This window comes from Pseudonocardia sp. Ae717_Ps2, from assembly GCF_001932475.1.
In the GTDB taxonomy this organism is placed as follows: domain Bacteria; phylum Actinomycetota; class Actinomycetes; order Mycobacteriales; family Pseudonocardiaceae; genus Pseudonocardia.
In genome coordinates, this window is sequence record NZ_MCIS01000010.1 from 20,462 (window position 1) to 41,102 (window position 20,641).

14 protein-coding genes and 1 pseudogene are annotated in these 20,641 nt (G+C 66.6%); 11 read left to right on the top strand and 4 right to left on the bottom strand.

The annotated features are described in order from the left end of the window. Positions 1 to 62: 62 nt before the first annotated feature. The 3 genes from Ae717Ps2_RS36840 (at position 63) to Ae717Ps2_RS32090 (ending at position 3,693) form a co-directional block, all read left to right on the top strand. A complete protein-coding gene (locus tag Ae717Ps2_RS36840) occupies positions 63 to 1,340 on the top strand; it encodes an FtsK/SpoIIIE domain-containing protein (RefSeq protein WP_075334737.1) in 1,278 nt (425 codons plus the stop codon). Between the two features lie 363 nt (positions 1,341 to 1,703). Next, entirely contained in the window at positions 1,704 to 2,069 is a 366-nt protein-coding gene (locus Ae717Ps2_RS32085; protein WP_075334738.1) for a hypothetical protein, read from the top strand. Between the two features lie 370 nt (positions 2,070 to 2,439). Then, complete coding sequence (locus Ae717Ps2_RS32090; protein ID WP_083702707.1) at positions 2,440 to 3,693, top strand: DUF3631 domain-containing protein; 1,254 nt, start codon at positions 2,440 to 2,442, stop codon at positions 3,691 to 3,693. A 112-nt stretch (positions 3,694 to 3,805) separates the two neighbouring features. On the opposite strand, the pseudogene Ae717Ps2_RS40675 reads toward Ae717Ps2_RS32090, so the two are convergent. Beyond that, a pseudogene (locus Ae717Ps2_RS40675) lies at positions 3,806 to 4,075 on the bottom strand (helix-turn-helix domain-containing protein); the annotation flags it as partial. Between the two features lie 135 nt (positions 4,076 to 4,210). Next, positions 4,211 to 5,017: a replication initiation protein gene (locus tag Ae717Ps2_RS32095; protein ID WP_233147877.1), complete on the bottom strand. Its 807-nt coding sequence runs from the start codon at positions 5,015 to 5,017 to the stop codon at positions 4,211 to 4,213. A gap of 3,887 nt (positions 5,018 to 8,904) precedes the next feature. Between Ae717Ps2_RS32095 and Ae717Ps2_RS32105 the strand changes: the two genes are divergently transcribed. The 7 genes from Ae717Ps2_RS32105 (at position 8,905) to Ae717Ps2_RS39660 (ending at position 15,203) form a co-directional block, all read left to right on the top strand. Continuing rightward, positions 8,905 to 9,147, top strand: coding sequence for a hypothetical protein (locus Ae717Ps2_RS32105; RefSeq protein WP_075334729.1), 243 nt, complete (start codon positions 8,905 to 8,907; stop codon positions 9,145 to 9,147). 54 nt (positions 9,148 to 9,201) lie between these two features. Next, entirely contained in the window at positions 9,202 to 10,488 is a 1,287-nt protein-coding gene (locus Ae717Ps2_RS32110; protein ID WP_075334730.1) for a hypothetical protein, read from the top strand. Beyond that, a complete protein-coding gene (locus tag Ae717Ps2_RS32115; RefSeq protein ID WP_075334731.1) occupies positions 10,485 to 12,809 on the top strand; it encodes an FtsK/SpoIIIE domain-containing protein in 2,325 nt (774 codons plus the stop codon). The genes Ae717Ps2_RS32110 and Ae717Ps2_RS32115 overlap by 4 nt, the downstream gene beginning before the upstream one ends. Positions 12,810 to 13,172: 363 nt before the next feature. Beyond that, on the top strand, positions 13,173 to 13,538 hold the full coding sequence (locus Ae717Ps2_RS32120; RefSeq protein WP_075334738.1) for a hypothetical protein: 366 nt from the start codon (positions 13,173 to 13,175) through the stop codon (positions 13,536 to 13,538). Positions 13,539 to 13,722: 184 nt separating this feature from the next. Then, positions 13,723 to 13,872, top strand: a complete 150-nt coding sequence (locus Ae717Ps2_RS37640; RefSeq protein WP_158071603.1) for a hypothetical protein — start codon at positions 13,723 to 13,725, stop codon at positions 13,870 to 13,872. A 34-nt stretch (positions 13,873 to 13,906) separates the two neighbouring features. Beyond that, positions 13,907 to 14,671, top strand: coding sequence for a DUF3631 domain-containing protein (locus Ae717Ps2_RS39955; RefSeq protein WP_255407985.1), 765 nt, complete (start codon positions 13,907 to 13,909; stop codon positions 14,669 to 14,671). After that, positions 14,664 to 15,203, top strand: coding sequence for a DUF3631 domain-containing protein (locus Ae717Ps2_RS39660; RefSeq protein WP_075334741.1), 540 nt, complete (start codon positions 14,664 to 14,666; stop codon positions 15,201 to 15,203). The genes Ae717Ps2_RS39955 and Ae717Ps2_RS39660 overlap by 8 nt, the downstream gene beginning before the upstream one ends. Positions 15,204 to 15,311: 108 nt before the next feature. Here the strand turns inward: Ae717Ps2_RS39660 and Ae717Ps2_RS40680 are convergent, their stop codons facing one another. Then, entirely contained in the window at positions 15,312 to 15,596 is a 285-nt protein-coding gene (locus tag Ae717Ps2_RS40680) for a helix-turn-helix domain-containing protein (RefSeq protein ID WP_369804894.1), read from the bottom strand. A gap of 83 nt (positions 15,597 to 15,679) precedes the next feature. Then, positions 15,680 to 16,696 carry a replication initiation protein gene (locus tag Ae717Ps2_RS32135; RefSeq protein ID WP_158071604.1) on the bottom strand — a complete coding sequence of 339 codons (1,017 nt, stop codon included), beginning with the start codon at positions 16,694 to 16,696 and terminating at the stop codon, positions 15,680 to 15,682. A 3,674-nt stretch (positions 16,697 to 20,370) separates the two neighbouring features. Between Ae717Ps2_RS32135 and Ae717Ps2_RS32145 the strand changes: the two genes are divergently transcribed. Next, on the top strand, positions 20,371 to 20,613 hold the full coding sequence (locus Ae717Ps2_RS32145; RefSeq protein ID WP_075334729.1) for a hypothetical protein: 243 nt from the start codon (positions 20,371 to 20,373) through the stop codon (positions 20,611 to 20,613). Positions 20,614 to 20,641 lie beyond the last annotated feature (28 nt).

Consider the following 20,641-nt stretch of genomic DNA (forward strand, 5'->3'; position numbering starts at 1 on the left):
TCGACATGCTCAACCGACGCAAAGACGTCCTCGCCCACAACCTGCTCAGGTTGCCTGTCGAGGTGTGGCCCACCGAACCCCGCAACCACCCCGGCGTCCTCGACCTCTGGGTCGCCGACCAAGGCAGCCTCACGAAACCGGTCCCGCCGTGGCCGCTACTCACCGACGGCACCACCGACTACTTCACCGGCGTCCCGATCGCCCTCGACACCCGCGCCAACCTCGTCACCGGACGACTCTTCGCCACCAACTGGGGCGTGGCCGGGATGATGGGCTCCGGGAAATCCGCCCTGATCATCACCACCCTCGCCGGCGCCATCCTCGACCCACTCGTCGAGATCGACATCTACTGCATGGCCCACAACGCCGACTACGACCCCTTCCGGCCCATCGCGCGGACCCTGCACGTCTCCGACGACCCCGACGCCCTCCCCACCGTCCTCGACAGCCTCACCACACTGCTCTCCGAACTGTCCCAACGAGGACGGAAACTGTCCGCAGCCGGCGAACCGAAACTCACCCGCCGCCTCGCCGCAGCCGACCCGACCATGCGCCCCCGCGTCGTGGTCATCGACGAATGCCAAGAACTGTTCCTCTCCGACATCGGAGAGCAAGCCGCCGAGCTGGTCACGAAGATCGTCGCCAAGGGCCGTAAGTACGGAGTCACACTCCTGTTCGCCACACCCGTCCCCTCAGCGGAGTCCCTACCCCGGGCAGTAGCGAAAGTCCAGTCCAACCGGGCCTGCTTCGCCATCGGCGACCACCACGGCAACGACGCCATCCTCGGCACCGGGAAACACACCGCAGGCATCACCGCCACCAGCCTCCGCCCCGCCACCACCAACCCCGACGGCAGCCTCGACCCCGGCGACATCGGCACCGCCATGACCACCGGATTCACCACCCACGACGGACTCATCCGCTGCTACCACATTCCCCGCGGCGACGGCGTCGACCAGCTCACCCCGATCATCGAACGAGCCCTCACCCTCCGCCACGACACCGGACTCGGCACCGGACTCGACACCAGCACAGCGACACCAGCACAGCGACACCAGCACAGCGACACCACCGGCACCACGTCGGGACCTCCTCGACGACCTGCTCCACGTCATGGCCGGCCACACCCGGATGCGCACCCAGGAAGCACTCGCCGCGCTCGCCGCCCTCGACCGCGCCCACTACCAGGCCTGGACCTTCGCCCGCCTCACCGACGAACTCCCCACCACCGCACGCCCCTACAAATCCGACGGCGTCATGGTCCTCAGCACCCACCGCATCCACGACGCCCACACCCACCACCACACCGAACCCACCACCGAACCCATCACCGACAGTGATGGATGCGAAGGCCCCCAGAAGCCCCAGTTCTGACAGGGAGGCGTCAGGGAGGCGTCAGGGAGGCGTCAGGGAGGCGTCAGGGAGGCGTCAGGGAGGCGTCAGGGAGGCAGGGAGAACTCCCTGACCGCCTCCCTGACCTCCCTCCCTGACTCCCTCCCCGCCCTGAACTGCACAGACAGTCACCCAGGGAGTCTCAGGGAGGCCAGGGAGGCAACCCACCCCTCCCCCTCTAAACCCCTCATCTGACCAGGGAGAAGACACCCCCGTGCCTCCCTCCCTCCCCTTTCGCATGCCCACAACAGGAGACAACCATGCCCACACACAGTCACACACAGTCACCGATATCGGTGAGGCGGTCAGCGTTGCCGCACCCGCTCCCACACCTGTCCGACCCCGACCAGACCGCCCGCAACACGGCCCTGGCCGACCGCGCCGAGGCGCTGGAAGTCATCGCCTTCGTCGACCCAGCCGTCCTCGCCTCCGTCCTCGGCCGCTCCCAGCCCACCGCGCCGCTCCTGGTCGCAGCGAGGGTCGGGGTCGAGGTCGCCGACCTGCGGCACGCCCACTGGATCGCCCTGCGTGACGCCAGCAAGGCCATGTCCGTCGCCTACGCCGAGGCCGGGCTCGCCCGGCAGCCCTCCCTCACCGAGTTGATGCGGCGCCGCTACCCACCGAACGGCGACATCGACGAATGGATCCACACACCCACCGCCCGGACCGCCGCATGACCGCCCAGCAGCATTTCCGCTGGTCACCCCCGACACCCGAATCCGGCGCCACCCCGGTGGTCGTGGGCAAGTCGACCCGGACCACAGCCCGCCCCAGCGGGCGAGGACCGGAAGCGACGCGGCAGCCCCGCCCCTCAGCCCCACACCGCCCCTCAGCGCGGCTCGCTGTCCAGGTCACCGACGGCCGTGAACTCGCCGTCCTGATCGACGGCCCGTGGCGGGGGCGCTGGTACTGGCGGGCCGACCTCGACGCCATGCAGGCCGCCGCACACCGCTACCCGCACGGCCATCCCGCAGCGGAACTACGCACCTACCAGCCCACCGGGCAGTTCGTGACCCATCCGCACGAACCCGACACCGAAGGCCGCGCATGGCGACACCACCCGAGACCCGCACCATCGGCAACCATCTGGAGGAACCCGTGAACACCCACGACCACCACGAACCCGCAGGTCAGCATCTAGGTGCCGAAACCGGCACCAAGACCGACACCACGCCCCTGGCACCGCCCGGCGGCACCGACCCTGGCCCGGACGGGGCCGTCCTGCTCGACGACCTGGAGGCGGCGCTGCGCCGCTACGTCTCCCTGCCGTCGGAGGCGGCCGGGGTCGCGGTCACACTCTGGATCGCCGCCACGCATGCTCAGCCCGCGTGGGCGCACGCACCGCGGCTGGTGATCCGGGCGCCGGAGAAGCGCTGCGGCAAATCAAGGCTCCTCGACGTCGTCGAAGGCGCCTGCCACCAGCCGTTCATCACCGTCAACGCCACCGCAGCAGCGGTCTACCGCTCCATCACGCAAGATCCGCCGACGATGCTGGTCGACGAAGCCGACACCATCTTCGGACCCAAAGCCGACGGACACGAAGACCTCCGCGGCCTCCTCAACGCCGGACACCAACGCAACCGGCCCGCCAAACGCTACGACCCGCACAAGAACCGAGTCGAAACGATCTCCACCTTCGCCATGGCAGCCCTCGCCGGGATCGGACGCATGCCCGACACCATCGAAGACCGCGCCGTGGTCGTCCAGATGCGCCGCAGAACACCCACAGAGCAGGTGGCGCCGTATCGGCACCGGCGCGACCGTCCACGCCTTCAGAAGCTCTCTGAGCGCCTGAACGGATGGTTGCGTGACGACCTGTCTGCCTTGGAGGCGGCCGAGCCGGTCATGCCCGTCGAAGACCGCGCCGCCGACACCTGGGAACCCTTGATCGCCATCGCCGACCACGCCGGAGCCAACTGGCCCCACCGCGCACGCACCGCACTCCTCGACCTCCAAGACGAAAGCGACGACGACCAGTCCGAACGCATCCGCCTCCTCGCCGACTGCCACACCGCCTTCGGCTCGGAACAGGCGCTGCCCACCCAGCAGCTCCTCCGACACCTCCGAGCCGACCCCGAGGCCCCGTGGGCCGACTACGGACCACGCGGAGACGGACTCACCGCACGACAGCTCGGGAAACTCCTGAGCGAGTACGGCATCCAGTCAGGAACCGTCCGCTTCACTCAAGGCCGAGCCAAGGGCTACCGCCGCGATTCGTTCGACGACGCTTGGGCTCGCTACACACCTGAACTTGTCACCGACAGTAACAGTCCTGGTGGGCCCCCAGAGAACCAGCATTAACACTGGTCAGAACGCCACGGGATGATCTTCGGGGCGCGTAGACAAGGTCGTCGCTGAGGGGGGTGGCACGGATCGATCCGTGCCACCCCCTCTATCCGTGACAGGAGAATCCTTATCTGACCTGCATGGATGCTGGATCGTCACGGATGTCACGGCTCGTCACGGATAGGGGCCCGTCTTGGGACATCCCCGAAATCTCACTCTGCGTGGCTGCTTGGGCGGCGGCCCGATGAGGCGCGCCGCACCTCGTCAGGGCTTCAGTCCATTCGCCGTTGCGGCGGGCGTCGTAGAGGAGTCGGCAGACCGTCCCACGAGGGAAGCCGGTCTGTACGGCGATCGCGGCGCAGGTGAGCCCCTGGAGCTTGAGGCGCACGACGGTGGCACGACGATCCCGGGCGCGGGCAAGGAACTCCTCACGAGGCTCGGCATCATTCGCACAACGGTGGCGCGAGTGACCCCGAACTGCTCGGCCAGCTCACGGCCGGTTTTTGGTTCGTCGTTTTCGCAATTCGCGCGGTCACGAGTAGGCCGCCCTCGCCATCGCCGCCTGGCGACACAGAGACTCTGCGTGCTGTTCCCTCCCGCGCACGAGTCCGCCGGGTCGGCTGTTTCCGGCAAGTCCGCCGGGTCGGCTGTTTCCGGCGAGTCCGCCGTTGCGTCCTGATCCTTTTCGTCCGCGGGCGGCTTGGATGGCTCGGAATGCTTGGTCGTAGGCGGCGGGTCCGTCGTTCCACATTCGGGAGTAGCGGATGGTCCAGTCGGTGATGGATGTGGAGATGTGGCCGAGTTCGGTGACGCCGAGGGGGGTGTCGAAGTCGGCGTTGCGGATGGCGACTTCACGGGCGATCGCGGCGCGGTAGCCCTCAGGGTCGCCCCAGTGGTGGCGCATCTCCCGGTAGGCGAAATGCCGGACGCCGTGGAAGAGGGTTTCGTTGCGGGAGTGCCCGACGGGGGTGCGGCGGCGTTGGTTGTGCCAGCCACGTCCGGGCATGTGCCCGGCCGGGGTGAGGGTTCCGCCGAATCGGTCGAGGGTGGAGGTGTCTGCGTGGATGAAGTGGGTCATCCAGCGGGGGTGGAACGGGTTTTTGATCAGCCGGGCCGGGTAGTGCGGGTCACACCCGACGGCGCGGCGTAGTGCTTCTTCGATGGACAGGCCGTAGCGGACCGATCGGCGGGATCCGTAGTTGGTGACCTTGATGGGGGTCGTGATGGCCCAGGCGGCGTGTGCGTGACCGTTCACGGGGTTCTCGATGATCACGTTCGGTGGCGGGTGGTTGTCGACGGTGGAGACCATCCGCAGGACCGGCGTCGGGGTGATCGACATCGACACCGATCAGACCCCACACGTGTTTCGGGTGCAGCTCGACGTGCTGACGGGTCATCGCCTCGCCCCTCGTCTGCCGCCACACGCCGTCGTCGAAGGCGTCCGCGGCAGCGGGTACCGCGACGTCCACAAACGCTCCCAGATCGCCGTAGCCGCCTCAAACGGCAGACCCCCGACTAGGTAGCCCGGGCCCAGATTTCGTCGCTCACAGAGCCTCTGAGGGCTTCTTGGCTGGCCGTGGGAGGAGCGAGTAGCGGCGGTGCGGGCACGAGGCCCCCTCCCAGGGGGGTCCGAGGCACCTTCGGAGGGGTGCCGGTTCAAGGCTTCAAGGCATTGAGCTTCGCCCTGTGTCTGATGGTTCGCGGCTAGCCGCGAACGGCCCCGCCCTCGCGGGCGCTCGGGCGAAACACTGACTTGGTTGTTGCTGCTGCTGTGGCACTCGAATCATTCCAGGTCGCAGGCCCGGCTGTCTCGAACTCCCAGGTCAGCCGGGCGTGTCACCCACCCCGACACCACCCCACCCCGGGACTCGACCAGCGCACCTTCCAGTACCAGCCGGACGGGCGGACGGGCGGACGGGCCGAGTGTTTTCTCCGAGAAAAACACCTAACTTGCTCCGCCGCAGGCGGCGGCACCCAGACCACACCCCGCCCCGGACCGAGCCCACCACCAGACCCCAGACCGGGCACCCGCACCGAAGATCATCAGATGATGCATAGGTCCTGTGGGTCTTGATCTTGAACGGCGACGGACGCACCGGCGGACGCACTGTGTCTGGTCCGGCTGAGCCTGGCGGTGTCCGGACCAGACATCGCCACCAGACACCGCCAACACCCATGCACCCACCGACGACCTCCGGTGCGGGCGCGCCCGGCAGCGGGGTCCGGGCCGCGGGCCCGAGGGTCGCTTCGCAGCCGCCTGCGGCGGAGCAGCTATAGACATAGCCCGGCTAAGCGGGTATCGCAAAACCGGCGGGCCGCCGCCGCGAGCTGCGGCCCTGGCGCTGGCAAGTGAGCACAAATCGCACCGATCGAAGAGCACCTGCCAGGGCGAACACGACGACACCGGCCTGACAGGTCATCGCCGCCGCCCTCGTCTGCCGCCACACACCGGCCGCGCCCTGGTCGGGGCTGGGCTCGTTCCCGGCTCGGTGGAGGTTCGATGCGGCGACGCTCCATGCATCAGCCGTTGCTTGCAGCTCGGCTCTCGGCCCCGCATAAGTTGAGCCTGGCCCTAAATCTCATCCGGGACATTTCACAAACAGCGCGGGGCGGCATTAACGACCACCCGACCCCACCTATCACGAATTACCACCAGGTGAAATAAACACCAGAACAGAAAAGCGGCCAGAAAAGTGGCTGCAACTCGAAAAGTGCCCCCAGGAGAGTGGTACAGCCCTCCAATATCTCTAATGCTAAGCTCAGCTAGAATTGTTGTAACGACTGCCTGGATCAGTATCTGCCAGAAGCGGGCGCGGACTATCTTCATGAGATCTGGTAAGCAGCTCTAGCTAAGCCGCCTTCGGTGTAAATCGAATAATCAGTGCCGTGATCATCGCAACAATTTGAGGCTTTGCGGCGTTCGCCGCAGGCCTCAGCGCTGGTGGAACAACCGTAGTAATGCAACCACCAACCGCAGAATTAACGCGGCCGTAAGCTGTTTCTGATTCGCCAGTCCTGACTAGTACGATGAGCTCATTGACAGCTGCGCTCCCAAGACCCCCTGCTACGCAGAGAGCCAAGGGCGGGCCCAGCATGGCCAGTGCCGCCGGAATTGCGCGGCTAGAAGGATTCTTATGATCCGCGAACTCCATCACAAGTCGGATATATTCAGCTCGCCCCTCTGGATCATTTGGATAAATAATCTTGGCTGCCTCCTCAGGAGACGCCCCTGCCGGGACTGAGCGAAGCTTCTCGACGAGATCATCAAATCTACTATCCGAGCCTGGGCTGGACAGCCTGCCTTGCATGGCGAGCGAAGTAGAATGCGAGGCAGATGCACCCCTACCGCCGAGACGTCGGCCGCAGCAATCCCCGTAGCCGAACCCATTGAAACCGCCACGACCAACACCGCACTGATACCGCGGCACGCATACCTCTTTGCACTCACGAGCGCATCCGAACACGCACACTCCCCACCGGTCAAGAACCACTACCAGACGCAATCATGTGGCCACACTTGGTGCTCGACACGTGGGAGCCTCAGTACTCCACCTAACACGGCAATTCACCCAAACCGGAAAACCACCTCACCGCGACACCACACACGGCACAACAAAAATAAAACCCACCAACGCACACTCAAAATAACTAAACCCACGACCACTCCACCACGCACCACATCAACCCCACACATCACTTTTCTTTTGACCTTACCCCTCTTGACCTTGCTTTTTTAACCCATTGAACTTCGTACTGAATCTTCCAATCCCACGCCACCCCCCACACCGCTGGCTGCTGCTGCGCGCCGGACACCCCGATCCCTCCGCTTCGCTGCGTGATCGGGGTGTCCGGCGCGCAGCAGCAGCCAGCGGCACCAGCCATACCCCAGGTCACACCCCACCATCGGCCTTCTACACCCCCTCCCAGCTCCCACGACCAGACCCGAGCACCCCTCACGGGCTCTCTCGGGCTTTTTCTCTGCTTTTACCTGGGCTCTCGGGGCACCCAGACCCCATCAGACCACCACCCGCACACCCCCGAGCCCACCGACGGACAGCCCCCTCAAAGAGCCACGAGGACACCACCGGCCGCCGATCCTCCCCCCGGAGATGATCTACGTGAATCCGGGGAAATCCGGGACGATAATGAGCTAATCCGGGACACCTCCAGCTCCGCCGACCCGACCACCAGACACCTGACCACCACGGCGAAAATCCACTCACCAGATTCAAGAAACCGCCACAGAAAGAGTCCTCCCATGACGCCATAAAGGGAACGATGAACTCCGGTCAGCAGGACCCAGCGGGTCCCCCCATCCAGCGGATGTCCTCGACGCCCTCAACAACAACCCGATATCCAGAAAAAACACCCCAGGAAACGACCGACGCACTGGTCACAACACGACGAAGAACCTTTCATGTGCCATCCGGAAATCCCCCTCCGCCACAGCGCATGACCCGCGGCCGTGGAACACCACCCGAACAGTCACGCAGAGTGAAATTTCGGGGGATGTCCCAAGACGGGCCCCTATCCGTGACGAGCCGTGACATCCGTGACGATCCAGCATCCATGCAGGTCAGATAAGGATTCTCCTGTCACGGATAGAGGGGGGTGGCACGGATCGATCCGTGCCACCCCCCTCAGCGACGACCCTGTCTACGCGCCCCGAAGATCACCCTGTGGCGGCCTGAACAGCGATAATAGTTCCCGACCCACTATCTCAATCTGTCCGTCACGTTCTGTGACTGAATCCGGGGCGGGGAGGGGTCGGCGAGTTCGGTGCAAGGCGGAGGCTTGACAGGCCCGCCGGGGGCGTGTCTTCCTGGATAGGCGACTCCGCCGCCCGGCGGGGCTGCGGCCATCACTCCGGCGTAGAGAACCGGCGTGGTGGCCTAACCAAACGACCTACACGAATAGGTGGTTGGCTATGGGCCATGCTGCCCTGAGCACGTCCGCGCATCTACTGGTGGGTGGAAGGTTCCTTCCCTCTCCCGCCGACGGTCCCTCCTCGGAACTCTTCGATACCGGTCTTGACCTGGGGTTTCCCGGGTCTGGGTGGTGTCCGGACGGGTTGACCGAACCGGTGATTGACCGCCGCTACGGCGACCTCCTCCACGACCACGACGAGTCGAGCGCTGAGGCGTCCGGTGACGCGGCTGGGCTGGTCGTGTTCTTTCCTCCGCGGGTTCTTGCTGGTCAGGCCCGTGTCGCGGGTGGTGAGGCGGCATGAACGCCCTACTCCGCACCGCCGCCCGCGGCCTGACCGACCGGGCTGTCGAGATCATCATCGTCGGCGCCCTCGGCGTCGCGACCATGTGTCTGACCTGGTGGTTCACCATCCCGACCGTCCTCGCTGCGGCGTGGTGGGTAGCGGTCGAGGTGCGTCTGTGGCGCGCCCACCGTGCCGCCCCGGCCTCGGCTAGTCAGGCCGGGGCGGGCTGCCGCAGCCGTCGTTTCACCGCCCGCTGAGTCGTCTTCTGCGGCGGTTTCGGCTGGTCAGCAGGGTGCGGGGAGGGCCGGGGCATGACCACCACGGACTCTTCCTGGGCCTCAAGCCGCGCTGCGGAACGCCGCGAGGCGCGCGCCCTGGAGGCGCGTCTCGCTCGTGAGGACGCTGACGCCGCCGCGCGGCGTCGTATCGAGGTCGAAACCGCTCGCGGGGACAAGGCCCGAGCCGACCGCGACCACGCCGACCAGCGCCGCGCCGAACGGGCCGCAGCACGGTCAGCAGCACGAGCCGCCCGCCGGGCCCGAGCTCTGACCTGGGCTTCCGCCCATGTGGTGGAGCTGCTGATCTACCCGATCGCGCTCCTGTCCTTCGCCCTGGCCGCACCGGCCATGGCCGCCTACGGCCAGACCATCTACGGCCCACTCGGTGTGCTGCTGGCCGGGATCACCGAACTCGGCATGTGGGCGTTCGCTCTGGCCGTTCTCGCCTCACGCCACCAGCACCCGACCCGCTCGGTCGTCGGGTTGCAGGTCGGGGTCGTGGTGTTCGCCCTGGTCGCAGCCGGGATGAACCTGGCCCACGGCCTCGAACAGGGCCCCACCGCCGGAGTCGTGATGGCGGTCGTGTCCATCGCCGGCGTCGCCGCCCACCAACTCACCCTCGCCGGGACACCCCGGTCCCGGACCGAGCGGCGGGCCGCGCACCGGGCCGGGCGCCTGGACCGGCTGGTCGAGGTGAAGACCGACCGCGCCCGCCGCCTCGCCGTCGCCGACGCCACCGCGGTCATCGGCCCGGACGGCACCGCGACCCTGGCCTACCGGCCCGGCACCTACCGAATCGCCCGACGCGCCCTCGCCCCGACCGGCCCGATGACCGCGACCGCGACCGCAGCCGCCGAAGGCCAGGACAGCGACGGGGACGGTGACTGGGATGCCGCCCTGACCGCGCTCACCCGCGGCCACCTCTACGACCCGTGGACCGATCCCGACCTTGCCTCACGGGTCGACCCGTGGGTCGACTCCCACCTCGACGATGATCTTGGCGGCGGAGTCGACCTCCTCGACCCACCGGCGCCGGAGCTGGGTGGGGAGTCGAGGCCTGACCTGCAACAGTCGAGGTCGACAAGATCATCGTCGAGGGCCGGGGTCGACCCCGACCATGATCTTGAAACCGGGTCGACTCCACGGTCCCTGAACGATCTTCGTCGTCAGCTCCGGGCAGCCGTCGGCCACGGCCGGGTCGACCCGTCCTCGGCCGAGTCGATCCGCCGGGTGCTGCGCTGCTCCGCCGCACGCGCCCGCCACCTCCGCAACGAACACCGCGACGAACACCGCGACGAGAGCGGCGGTGACCAGCGATGAACCACGACGACGGTCAAGGATCTGGTGGCGCCAGCCCGACCCACCACGACAGAGACGACGCGCTGGCGCCGGTCATCACCCTGCACCACCACACCAACACCACCAGCACCGACACCGGCACCGGCACCGACCGGCCGGTCGTGGTCGAGGGCGAGGTCATCGACGGCGAGGTCGTCAGTACTTCTACCGAGACCACCAGCGGGACGCTCGTGCGATCACGGCGGGAGCTCTACCGCTGTGACGTCACGACGGCACACCGTCACACCGTCGCTGTCGCCACCTCGACGACAGCGGTATCGACATCGAAGGCGCTGGTCAGACACAGCTTCTACGTGCTGTCCGGGGCTGGTGTCCTCGTGAACCGGTGGCGCGACACCCACGGCACCACCCGCTACGAACGCCAGATGCGCGCCGCCGAAGCCGCGTGCGACCACGACCGGCTCCTGGAATGGGAAGCCCGCGACACCGCCGAAAAACAGCGTCGGCATGGGCGGGTCATGGACTGGATCAACGCACCCCTGGCCTGGCTGCGCGCCGCCGGGGCCGCTGTCCTCGGCGTGCTCGGCCTGCTGGTCGGCCTCGGGGTCGTCCTCGCCCTCGCCACCCGAGACATCACCCAGGTCATCGCCCCCATCACCGGGGTGATCGACGCGGTCGCCTGGACCGTCACCTTCGTAACCGTCTACGCCACCGCCCTGGGCACGCTCGCCCTGACCGGGCTGGTGGCCGGGTTGTGGGCGCTCGGCCACGCCCGCACCGAGCCACCCACCTGGGTCGCACCCGCCGCCGCCGACGAGGACGAGCCCGGCGGCCGGGACGTGATCCCCGACGAACGAGCCGTGGTCAACGCCCTGCGCCACCTCGCCCTGCCCGCCCTCAACAGCAAGTTCAAGCAAGGCTGGCAGCCGCGCTGGATCCTGCCCCCGGTCCACGACGGCAAGGGCTGGCACTGCCAGTTCCTGCTCCCCGAAGGCGTCACCGTCGACATGCTCAACCGACGCAAAGACGTCCTCGCCCACAACCTGCTCAGGTTGCCTGTCGAGGTGTGGCCCACCGAACCCCGCAACCACCCCGGCGTCCTCGACCTCTGGGTCGCCGACCAAGGCAGCCTCACGAAACCGGTCCCGCCGTGGCCGCTACTCACCGACGGCACCACCGACTACTTCACCGGCGTCCCGATCGCCCTCGACACCCGCGCCAACCTCGTCACCGGACGACTCTTCGCCACCAACTGGGGCGTGGCCGGGATGATGGGCTCCGGGAAATCCGCCCTGATCATCACCACCCTCGCCGGCGCCATCCTCGACCCACTCGTCGAGATCGACATCTACTGCATGGCCCACAACGCCGACTACGACCCCTTCCGGCCCATCGCGCGGACCCTGCACGTCTCCGACGACCCCGACGCCCTCCCCACCGTCCTCGACAGCCTCACCACACTGCTCTCCGAACTGTCCCAACGAGGACGGAAACTGTCCGCAGCCGGCGAACCGAAACTCACCCGCCGCCTCGCCGCAGCCGACCCGACCATGCGCCCCCGCGTCGTGGTCATCGACGAATGCCAAGAACTGTTCCTCTCCGACATCGGAGAGCAAGCCGCCGAGCTGGTCACGAAGATCGTCGCCAAGGGCCGTAAGTACGGAGTCACACTCCTGTTCGCCACACCCGTCCCCTCAGCGGAGTCCCTACCCCGGGCAGTAGCGAAAGTCCAGTCCAACCGGGCCTGCTTCGCCATCGGCGACCACCACGGCAACGACGCCATCCTCGGCACCGGGAAACACACCGCAGGCATCACCGCCACCAGCCTCCGCCCCGCCACCACCAACCCCGACGGCAGCCTCGACCCCGGCGACATCGGCACCGCCATGACCACCGGATTCACCACCCACGACGGACTCATCCGCTGCTACCACATTCCCCGCGGCGACGGCGTCGACCAGCTCACCCCGATCATCGAACGAGCCCTCACCCTCCGCCACGACACCGGACTCGGCACCGGACTCGACACCAGCACAGCGACACCAGCACAGCGACACCAGCACAGCGACACCACCGGCACCACGTCGGGACCTCCTCGACGACCTGCTCCACGTCATGGCCGGCCACACCCGGATGCGCACCCAGGAAGCACTCGCCGCGCTCGCCGCCCTCGACCGCGCCCACTACCAGGCCTGGACCTTCGCCCGCCTCACCGACGAACTCCCCACCACCGCACGCCCCTACAAATCCGACGGCGTCATGGTCCTCAGCACCCACCGCATCCACGACGCCCACACCCACCACCACACCGAACCCACCACCGAACCCATCACCGACAGTGATGGATGCGAAGGCCCCCAGAAGCCCCAGTTCTGACAGGGAGGCGTCAGGGAGGCGTCAGGGAGGCGTCAGGGAGGCGTCAGGGAGGCGTCAGGGAGGCGTCAGGGAGGCAGGGAGAACTCCCTGACCGCCTCCCTGACCTCCCTCCCTGACTCCCTCCCCGCCCTGAACTGCACAGACAGTCACCCAGGGAGTCTCAGGGAGGCCAGGGAGGCAACCCACCCCTCCCCCTCTAAACCCCTCATCTGACCAGGGAGAAGACACCCCCGTGCCTCCCTCCCTCCCCTTTCGCATGCCCACAACAGGAGACAACCATGCCCACACACAGTCACACACAGTCACCGATATCGGTGAGGCGGTCAGCGTTGCCGCACCCGCTCCCACACCTGTCCGACCCCGACCAGACCGCCCGCAACACGGCCCTGGCCGACCGCGCCGAGGCGCTGGAAGTCATCGCCTTCGTCGACCCAGCCGTCCTCGCCTCCGTCCTCGGCCGCTCCCAGCCCACCGCGCCGCTCCTGGTCGCAGCGAGGGTCGGGGTCGAGGTCGCCGACCTGCGGCACGCCCACTGGATCGCCCTGCGTGACGCCAGCAAGGCCATGTCCGTCGCCTACGCCGAGGCCGGGCTCGCCCGGCAGCCCTCCCTCACCGAGTTGATGCGGCGCCGCTACCCACCGAACGGCGACATCGACGAATGGATCCACACACCCACCGCCCGGACCGCCGCATGACCGCCAGCAGCATTTCCGCTGGTCACCCCCGACACCCGAATCCGGCGCCACCCCGGTGGTCGTGGGCAAGTCGACCCGGACCACAGCCCGCCCCAGCGGGCGAGGACCGGAAGCGACGCGGCAGCCCCGCCCCTCAGCCCCACACCGCCCTCAGCGCGGCTCGCTGTCCAGGTCACCGACGGCCGTGGAACTCGCCGTCCTGATCGACGGCCCGTGGCGGGGGCGCTGGTACTGGCGGGCCGACCTCGACGCCATGCAGGCCGCCGCACACCGCTACCCGCACGGCCATCCCGCAGCGAACTACGCACCTACCAGCCCACCGGGCAGTTCGTGACCCATCCGCACGAACCCGACACCGAAGGCCGCGCATGGCGACACCACCCGAGACCCGCACCATCGGCAACCATCTGGAGGAACCCGTGAACACCCACGACCACCACGAACCCGCAGGTCAGCATCTAGGTGCCGAAACCGGCACCAAGACCGACACCACGCCCCTGGCCACCGCCCGGCGGCACCGACCCTGGCCCGGACGGGGCCGTCCTGCTCGACGACCTGGAGGCGGCGCTGCGCCGCTACGTCTCCCTGCCGTCGGAGGCGGCCGGGGTCGCGTCACACTCTGGATCGCCGCCACGCATGCTCAGCCCGCGTGGGCGCACGCACCGCGGCTGGTGATCCGGGCGCCGGAGAAGCGCTGCGGCAAATCAAGGCTCCTCGACGTCGTCGAAGGCGCCTGCCACCAGCCGTTCATCACCGTCAACGCCACCGCAGCAGCGGTCTACCGCTCCATCACGCAAGATCCGCCGACGATGCTGGTCGACGAAGCCGACACCATCTTCGGACCCAAAGCCGACGGACACGAAGACCTCCGCGGCCTCCTCAACGCCGGACACCAACGCAACCGGCCCGCCAAACGCTACGACCCGCACAAGAACCGAGTCGAAACGATCTCCACCTTCGCCATGGCAGCCCTCGCCGGGATCGGACGCATGCCCGACACCATCGAAGACCGCGCCGTGGTCGTCCAGATGCGCCGCAGAACACCCACAGAGCAGGTGGCGCCGTATCGGCACCGGCGCGACCGTCCACGCCTTCAGAAGCTCTCTGAGCGCCTGAAACGGATGGTTGCGTGACGACCTGTCTGCCTTGGAGGCGGCCGAGCCGGTCATGCCCGTCGAAGACCGCGCCGCCGACACCTGGGAACCCTTGATCGCCATCGCCGACCACGCCGGAGCCAACTGGCCCCACCGCGCACGCACCGCACTCCTCGACCTCCAAGACGAAAGCGACGACGACCAGTCCGAACGCATCCGCCTCCTCGCCGACTGCCACACCGCCTTCGGCTCGGAACAGGCGCTGCCCACCCAGCAGCTCCTCCGACACCTCCGAGCCGACCCCGAGGCCCCGTGGGCCGACTACGGACCACGCGGAGACGGACTCACCGCACGACAGCTCGGGAAACTCCTGAGCGAGTACGGCATCCAGTCAGGAACCGTCCGCTTCACTCAAGGCCGAGCCAAGGGCTACCGCCGCGATTCGTTCGACGACGCTTGGGCTCGCTACACACCTGAACTTGTCACCGACAGTAACAGTCCTGGTGGGCCCCCCAGAGAACCAGCATTAACACTGGTCAGAACGCCACGGGATGATCTTCGGGGCGCGTAGACAAGGTCGTCGCTGAGGGGGGTGGCACGGATCGATCCGTGCCACCCCCTCTATCCGTGACAGGAGAATCCTTATCTGACCTGCATGGATGCTGGATCGTCACGGATGTCACGGCTCGTCACGGATAGGGGCCCGTCTTGGGACATCCCCCGAAATCTCACTCTGCGTGGCTGCTTGGGCGGCGGCCCGATGAGGCGCGCCGCACCTCGTCAGGGCTTCAGTCCATTCGCCGTTGCGGCGGGCGTCGTAGAGGAGTCGGCAGACCGTCCCACGAGGGAAGCCGGTCTGTACGGCGATCGCGGCGCAGGTGAGCCCCTGGAGCTTGAGGCGCACGACGGTGGCACGACGATCCCGGGCGCGGGCAAGGAACTCCTCACGAGGCTCGGCCATCATTCGCACAACGGTGGCGCGAGTGACCCCGAACTGCTCGGCCAGCTCACGGCCGGTTTTTGTTCGTCGTTTCGCAATTCGCGCGGTCACGAGTAGGCCGCCCTCGCCATCGCCGCCTGGCGACACAGAGACTCTGCGTGCTGTTCCCTCCCGCGCACGAGTCCGCCGGGTCGGCTGTTTCCGGCAAGTCCGCCGGGTCGGCTGTTTCCGGCGAGTCCGCCGTTGCGTCCTGATCCTTTTCGTCCGCGGGCGGCTTGGATGGCTCGGAATGCTTGGTCGTAGGCGGCGGGTCCGTCGTTCCACATTCGGGAGTAGCGGATGGTCCAGTCGGTGATGGATGTGGAGATGTGGCCGAGTTCGGTGACGCCGAGGGGGGTGTCGAAGTCGGCGTTGCGGATGGCGACTTCACGGGCGATCGCGGCGCGGTAGCCCTCAGGGTCGCCCCAGTGGTGGCGCATCTCCCGGTAGGCGAAATGCCGGACGCCGTGGAAGAGGGTTTCGTTGCGGGAGTGCCCGACGGGGGTGCGGCGGCGTTGGTTGTGCCAGCCACGTCCGGGCATGTGCCCGGCCGGGGTGAGGGTTCCGCCGAATCGGTCGAGGGTGGAGGTGTCTGCGTGGATGAAGTGGGTCATCCAGCGGGGGTGGAACGGGTTTTTGATCAGCCGGGCCGGGTAGTGCGGGTCACCACCGACGGCGCGGCGTAGTGCTTCTTCGATGGACAGGCCGTAGCGGACCGATCGGCGGGATCCGTAGTTGGTGACCTTGATGGGGGTCGTGATGGCCCAGGCGGCGTGTGCGTGACCGTTCACGGGGTTCTCGATGATCACGTTCGGTGGCGGGTGGTTGTCGACGGTGGAGACCATCCGCAGGACCGCGTCGGGGTGATCGACATCGACACCGATCAGACCCCACACGTGTTTCGGGTGCAGCTCGACGTGCTGACGGGTCATCGCCTCGCCCCTCGTCTGCCGCCACACGCCGTCGTCGAAGGCGTCCGCGGCCAGCGGGTACCGCGACGTCCACAAACGCTCCCAGATCGCCGTAGCCGCCTCAAACGGCAGACCCCCGACTAGGTAGCCCGGGCCCAGATTTTCGTCGCTCACAGAGCCTCTGAGGGCTTCTTGGCTGGCCGTGGGAGGAGCGAGTAGCGGCGGTGCGGGCACGAGGCCCCTCCCAGGGGGGTCCGAGGCACCTTCGGAGGGGTGCCGGTTCAAGGCTTCAAGGCATTGAGCTTCGCCCTGTGTCTGATGGTTCGCGGCTAGCCGCGAACGGCCCGCCCTCGCGGGCGCTCGGGCGAAACACTGACTTGGTTGTTGCTGCTGCTGTGGCACTCGAATCATTCCAGGTCGCAGGCCCGGCTGTCTCGAACTCCCAGGTCAGCCGGGCGTGTCACCCACCCCGACACCACCCCACCCCGGGACTCGACCAGCGCACCTTCCAGTACCAGCCGGACGGGCGGACGGGCGGACGGGCCGAGTGTTTTCTCCGAGAAAACACCTAACTTGCTCCGCCGCAGGCGGCGGCACCCAGACCACACCCCGCCCCGGACCGAGCCCACCACCAGACCCCAGACCGGCACCCGCACCGAAGATCATCAGATGATGCATAGGTCCTGTGGGTCTTGATCTTGAACGGCGACGGACGCACCGGCGGACGCACTGTGTCTGGTCCGGCTGAGCCTGGCGGTGTCCGGACCAGACATCGCCACCAGACACCGCCAACACCCATGCACCCACCGACGACCTCCGGTGCGGGCGCGCCCGGCAGCGGGGTCCGGGCCGCGGGCCCGAGGGTCGCTTCGCAGCCGCCTGCGGCGGAGCAGCTATAGACATAGCCCGGCTAAGCGGGTATCGCAAAACCGGCGGGCCGCGCCGCGAGCTGCGGCCCTGGCGCTGGCAAGTGAGCACAAATCGCACCGATCGAAGAGCACCTGCCAGGGCGAACACGACGACACCGGCCTGACAGGTCATCGCCGCCGCCCTCGTCTGCCGCCACACACCGGCCGCGCCCTGGTCGGGGCTGGGCTCGTTCCCGGCTCGGTGGAGGTTCGATGCGGCGACGCTCCATGCATCAGCCGTTGCTTGCAGCTCGGCTCTCGGCCCCGCATAAGTTGAGCCTGGCCCTAAATCTCATCCGGGACATTTCACAAACAGCGCGGGGCGGCATTAACGACCACCCGACCCCCACCTATCACGAATTACCACCAGGTGAAATAAACACCAGAACAGAAAAGCGGCCAGAAAAGTGGCTGCAACTCGAAAAGTGCCCCCAGGAGAGTGGTACAGCCCTCCAATATCTCTAATGCTAAGCTCAGCTAGAATTGTTGTAACGACTGCCTGGATCAGTATCTGCCAGAAGCGGGCGCGGACTATCTTCATGAGATCTGGTAAGCAGCTCTAGCTAAGCCGCCTTCGGTGTAAATCGAATAATCAGTGCCGTGATCATCGCAACAATTTGAGGCTTTGCGGCGTTCGCCGCAGGCCTCAGCGCTGGTGGAACAACCGTAGTAATGCAACCACCAACCGCAGAATTAACGCGGCCGTAAGCTGTTTCTGATTCGCCAGTCCTGACTAGTACGATGAGCTCATTGACAGCTGCGCTCCCAAGACCCCCTGCTACGCAGAGAGCCAAGGGCGGGCCCAGCATGGCCAGTGCCGCCGGAATTGCGCGGCTAGAAGGATTCTTATGATCCGCGAACTCCATCACAAGTCGGATATATTCAGCTCGCCCCTCTGGATCATTTGGATAAATAATCTTGGCTGCCTCCTCAGGAGACGCCCCTGCCGGGACTGAGCGAAGCTTCTCGACGAGATCATCAAATCTACTATCCGAGCCTGGGCTGGACAGCCTGCCTTGCATGGCGAGCGAAGTAGAATGCGAGGCAGATGCACCCCCTACCGCCGAGACGTCGGCCGCAGCAATCCCCGTAGCCGAACCCATTGAAACCGCCACGACCAACACCGCACTGATACCGCGGCACGCATACCTCTTTGCACTCACGAGCGCATCCGAACACGCACACTCCCCACCGGTCAAGAACCACTACCAGACGCAATCATGTGGCCACACTTGGTGCTCGACACGTGGGAGCCTCAGTACTCCACCTAACACGGCAATTCACCCAAACCGGAAAACCACCTCACCGCGACACCACACACGGCACAACAAAAATAAAACCCACCAACGCACACTCACAAATAACTACACCACGACCACTCCACCACGCACCACATCAACCCCACACATCACTTTTCTTTTGACCTTACCCCTCTTTGACCTTGCTTTTTTAACCCATTGAACTTCGTACTGAATCTTCCAATCCCACGCCACCCCCCACACCGCTGGCTGCTGCTGCGCGCCGGACACCCCGATCCCTCCGCTTCGCTGCGTGATCGGGGTGTCCGGCGCGCAGCAGCAGCCAGCGGCACCAGCCATACCCCAGGTCACACCCCACCATCGGCCTTCTACACCCCCTCCCAGCTCCCACGACCAGACCCGAGCACCCCTCACGGGCTCTCTCGGGCTTTTTCTCTGCTTTTACCTGGGCTCTCGGGGCACCCAGACCCCATCAGACCACCACCCGCACACCCCCGAGCCCACCGACGGACAGCCCCCTCAAAGAGCCACGAGGACACCACCGGCCGCCGATCCTCCCCCGGAGATGATCTACGTGAATCCGGGGAAATCCGGGACGATAATGAGCTAATCCGGGACACCTCCAGCTCCGCCGACCCGACCACCAGACACCTGACCACCACGGCGAAAATCCACTCACCAGATTCAAGAAACCGCCACAGAAAGAGTCCTCCCATGACGCCATAAAGGGAACGATGAACTCCGGTCAGCAGGACCCAGCGGGTCCCCCCATCCAGCGGATGTCCTCGACGCCCTCAACAACAACCCGATATCCAGAAAAAACACCCCAGGAAACGACCGACGCACTGGTCACAACACGACGAAGAACCTTTCATGTGCCATCCGGAAATCCCCCTCCGCCACAGCGCATGACCCGCGGCCGTGGAACACCACCCGAACAGTCACGCAGAGTGAAATTTCGGGGGATGTCCCAAGACGGGCCCCTATCCGTGACGAGCCGTGACATCCGTGACGATCCAGCATCCATGCAGGTCAGATAAGGATTCTCCTGTCACGGATAGAGGGGGGTGGCACGGATCGATCCGTGCCACCCCCTCAGCGACGACCCTGTCTACGCGCCCCGAAGATCACCCTGTGGCGGCCTGAACAGCGATAATAGTTCCCGACCCACTATCTCAATCTGTCCGTCACGTTCTGTGACTGAATCCGGGGCGGGGAGGGGTCGGCGAGTTCGGTGCAAGGCGGAGGCTTGACAGGCCCGCCGGGGGCGTGTCTTCCTGGATAGGCGACTCCGCCGCCCGGCGGGGCTGCGGCCATCACTCCGGCGTAGAGAACCGGCGTGGTGGCCTAACCAAACGACCTACACGAATAGGTGGTTGGCTATGGGCCATGCTGCCCTGAGCACGTCCGCGCATCTACTGGTGGGTGGAAGGTTCCTTCCCTCTCCCGCCGACGGTCCCTCCTCGGAACTCTTCGATACCGGTCTTGACCTGGGGTTTCCCGGGTCTGGGTGGTGTCCGGACGGGTTGACCGAACCGGTGATTGACCGCCGCTACGGCGACCTCCTCCACGACCACGACGAGTCGAGCGCTGAGGCGTCCGGTGACGCGGCTGGGCTGGTCGTGTTCTTTCCTCCGCGGGTTCTTGCTGGTCAGGCCCGTGTCGCGGGTGGTGAGGCGGCATGAACGCCCTACTCCGCACCGCCGCCCGCGGCCTGACCGACCGGGCTGTCGAGATCATCATCGTCGGCGCCCTCGGCGTCGCGACCATGTGTCTGACCTGGTGGTTCACCATCCCGACCGTCCTCGCTGCGGCGTGGTGGGTAGCGGTCGAGGTGCGTCTGTGGCGCGCCCACCGTGCCGCCCCGGCCTCGGCTAGTCAGGCCGGGGCGGGCTGCCGCAGCCGTCGTTTCACCGCCCGCTGAGTCGTCTTCTGCGGCGGTTTCGGCTGGT

Excerpts from the sequence above, each read along its gene's own strand:
- Ae717Ps2_RS32090 (WP_083702707.1), top strand. The coding sequence starts at position 2,440 with ATGGCGACACCACCCGAGACCCGCACCATCGGCAACCATCTGGAGGAA.
- Ae717Ps2_RS32095 (WP_233147877.1), bottom strand. The coding sequence starts at position 5,017 with ATGTCGATCACCCCGACGCCGGTCCTGCGGATGGTCTCCACCGTCGAC.
- Ae717Ps2_RS32105 (WP_075334729.1), top strand. The coding sequence starts at position 8,905 with ATGAACGCCCTACTCCGCACCGCCGCCCGCGGCCTGACCGACCGGGCT.
- Ae717Ps2_RS32110 (WP_075334730.1), top strand. The coding sequence starts at position 9,202 with ATGACCACCACGGACTCTTCCTGGGCCTCAAGCCGCGCTGCGGAACGC.
- Ae717Ps2_RS32115 (WP_075334731.1), top strand. The coding sequence starts at position 10,485 with ATGAACCACGACGACGGTCAAGGATCTGGTGGCGCCAGCCCGACCCAC.
- Ae717Ps2_RS39955 (WP_255407985.1), top strand. The coding sequence starts at position 13,907 with ATGGCGACACCACCCGAGACCCGCACCATCGGCAACCATCTGGAGGAA.
- Ae717Ps2_RS40680 (WP_369804894.1), bottom strand. The coding sequence starts at position 15,596 with ATGATGGCCGAGCCTCGTGAGGAGTTCCTTGCCCGCGCCCGGGATCGT.
- Ae717Ps2_RS32145 (WP_075334729.1), top strand. The coding sequence starts at position 20,371 with ATGAACGCCCTACTCCGCACCGCCGCCCGCGGCCTGACCGACCGGGCT.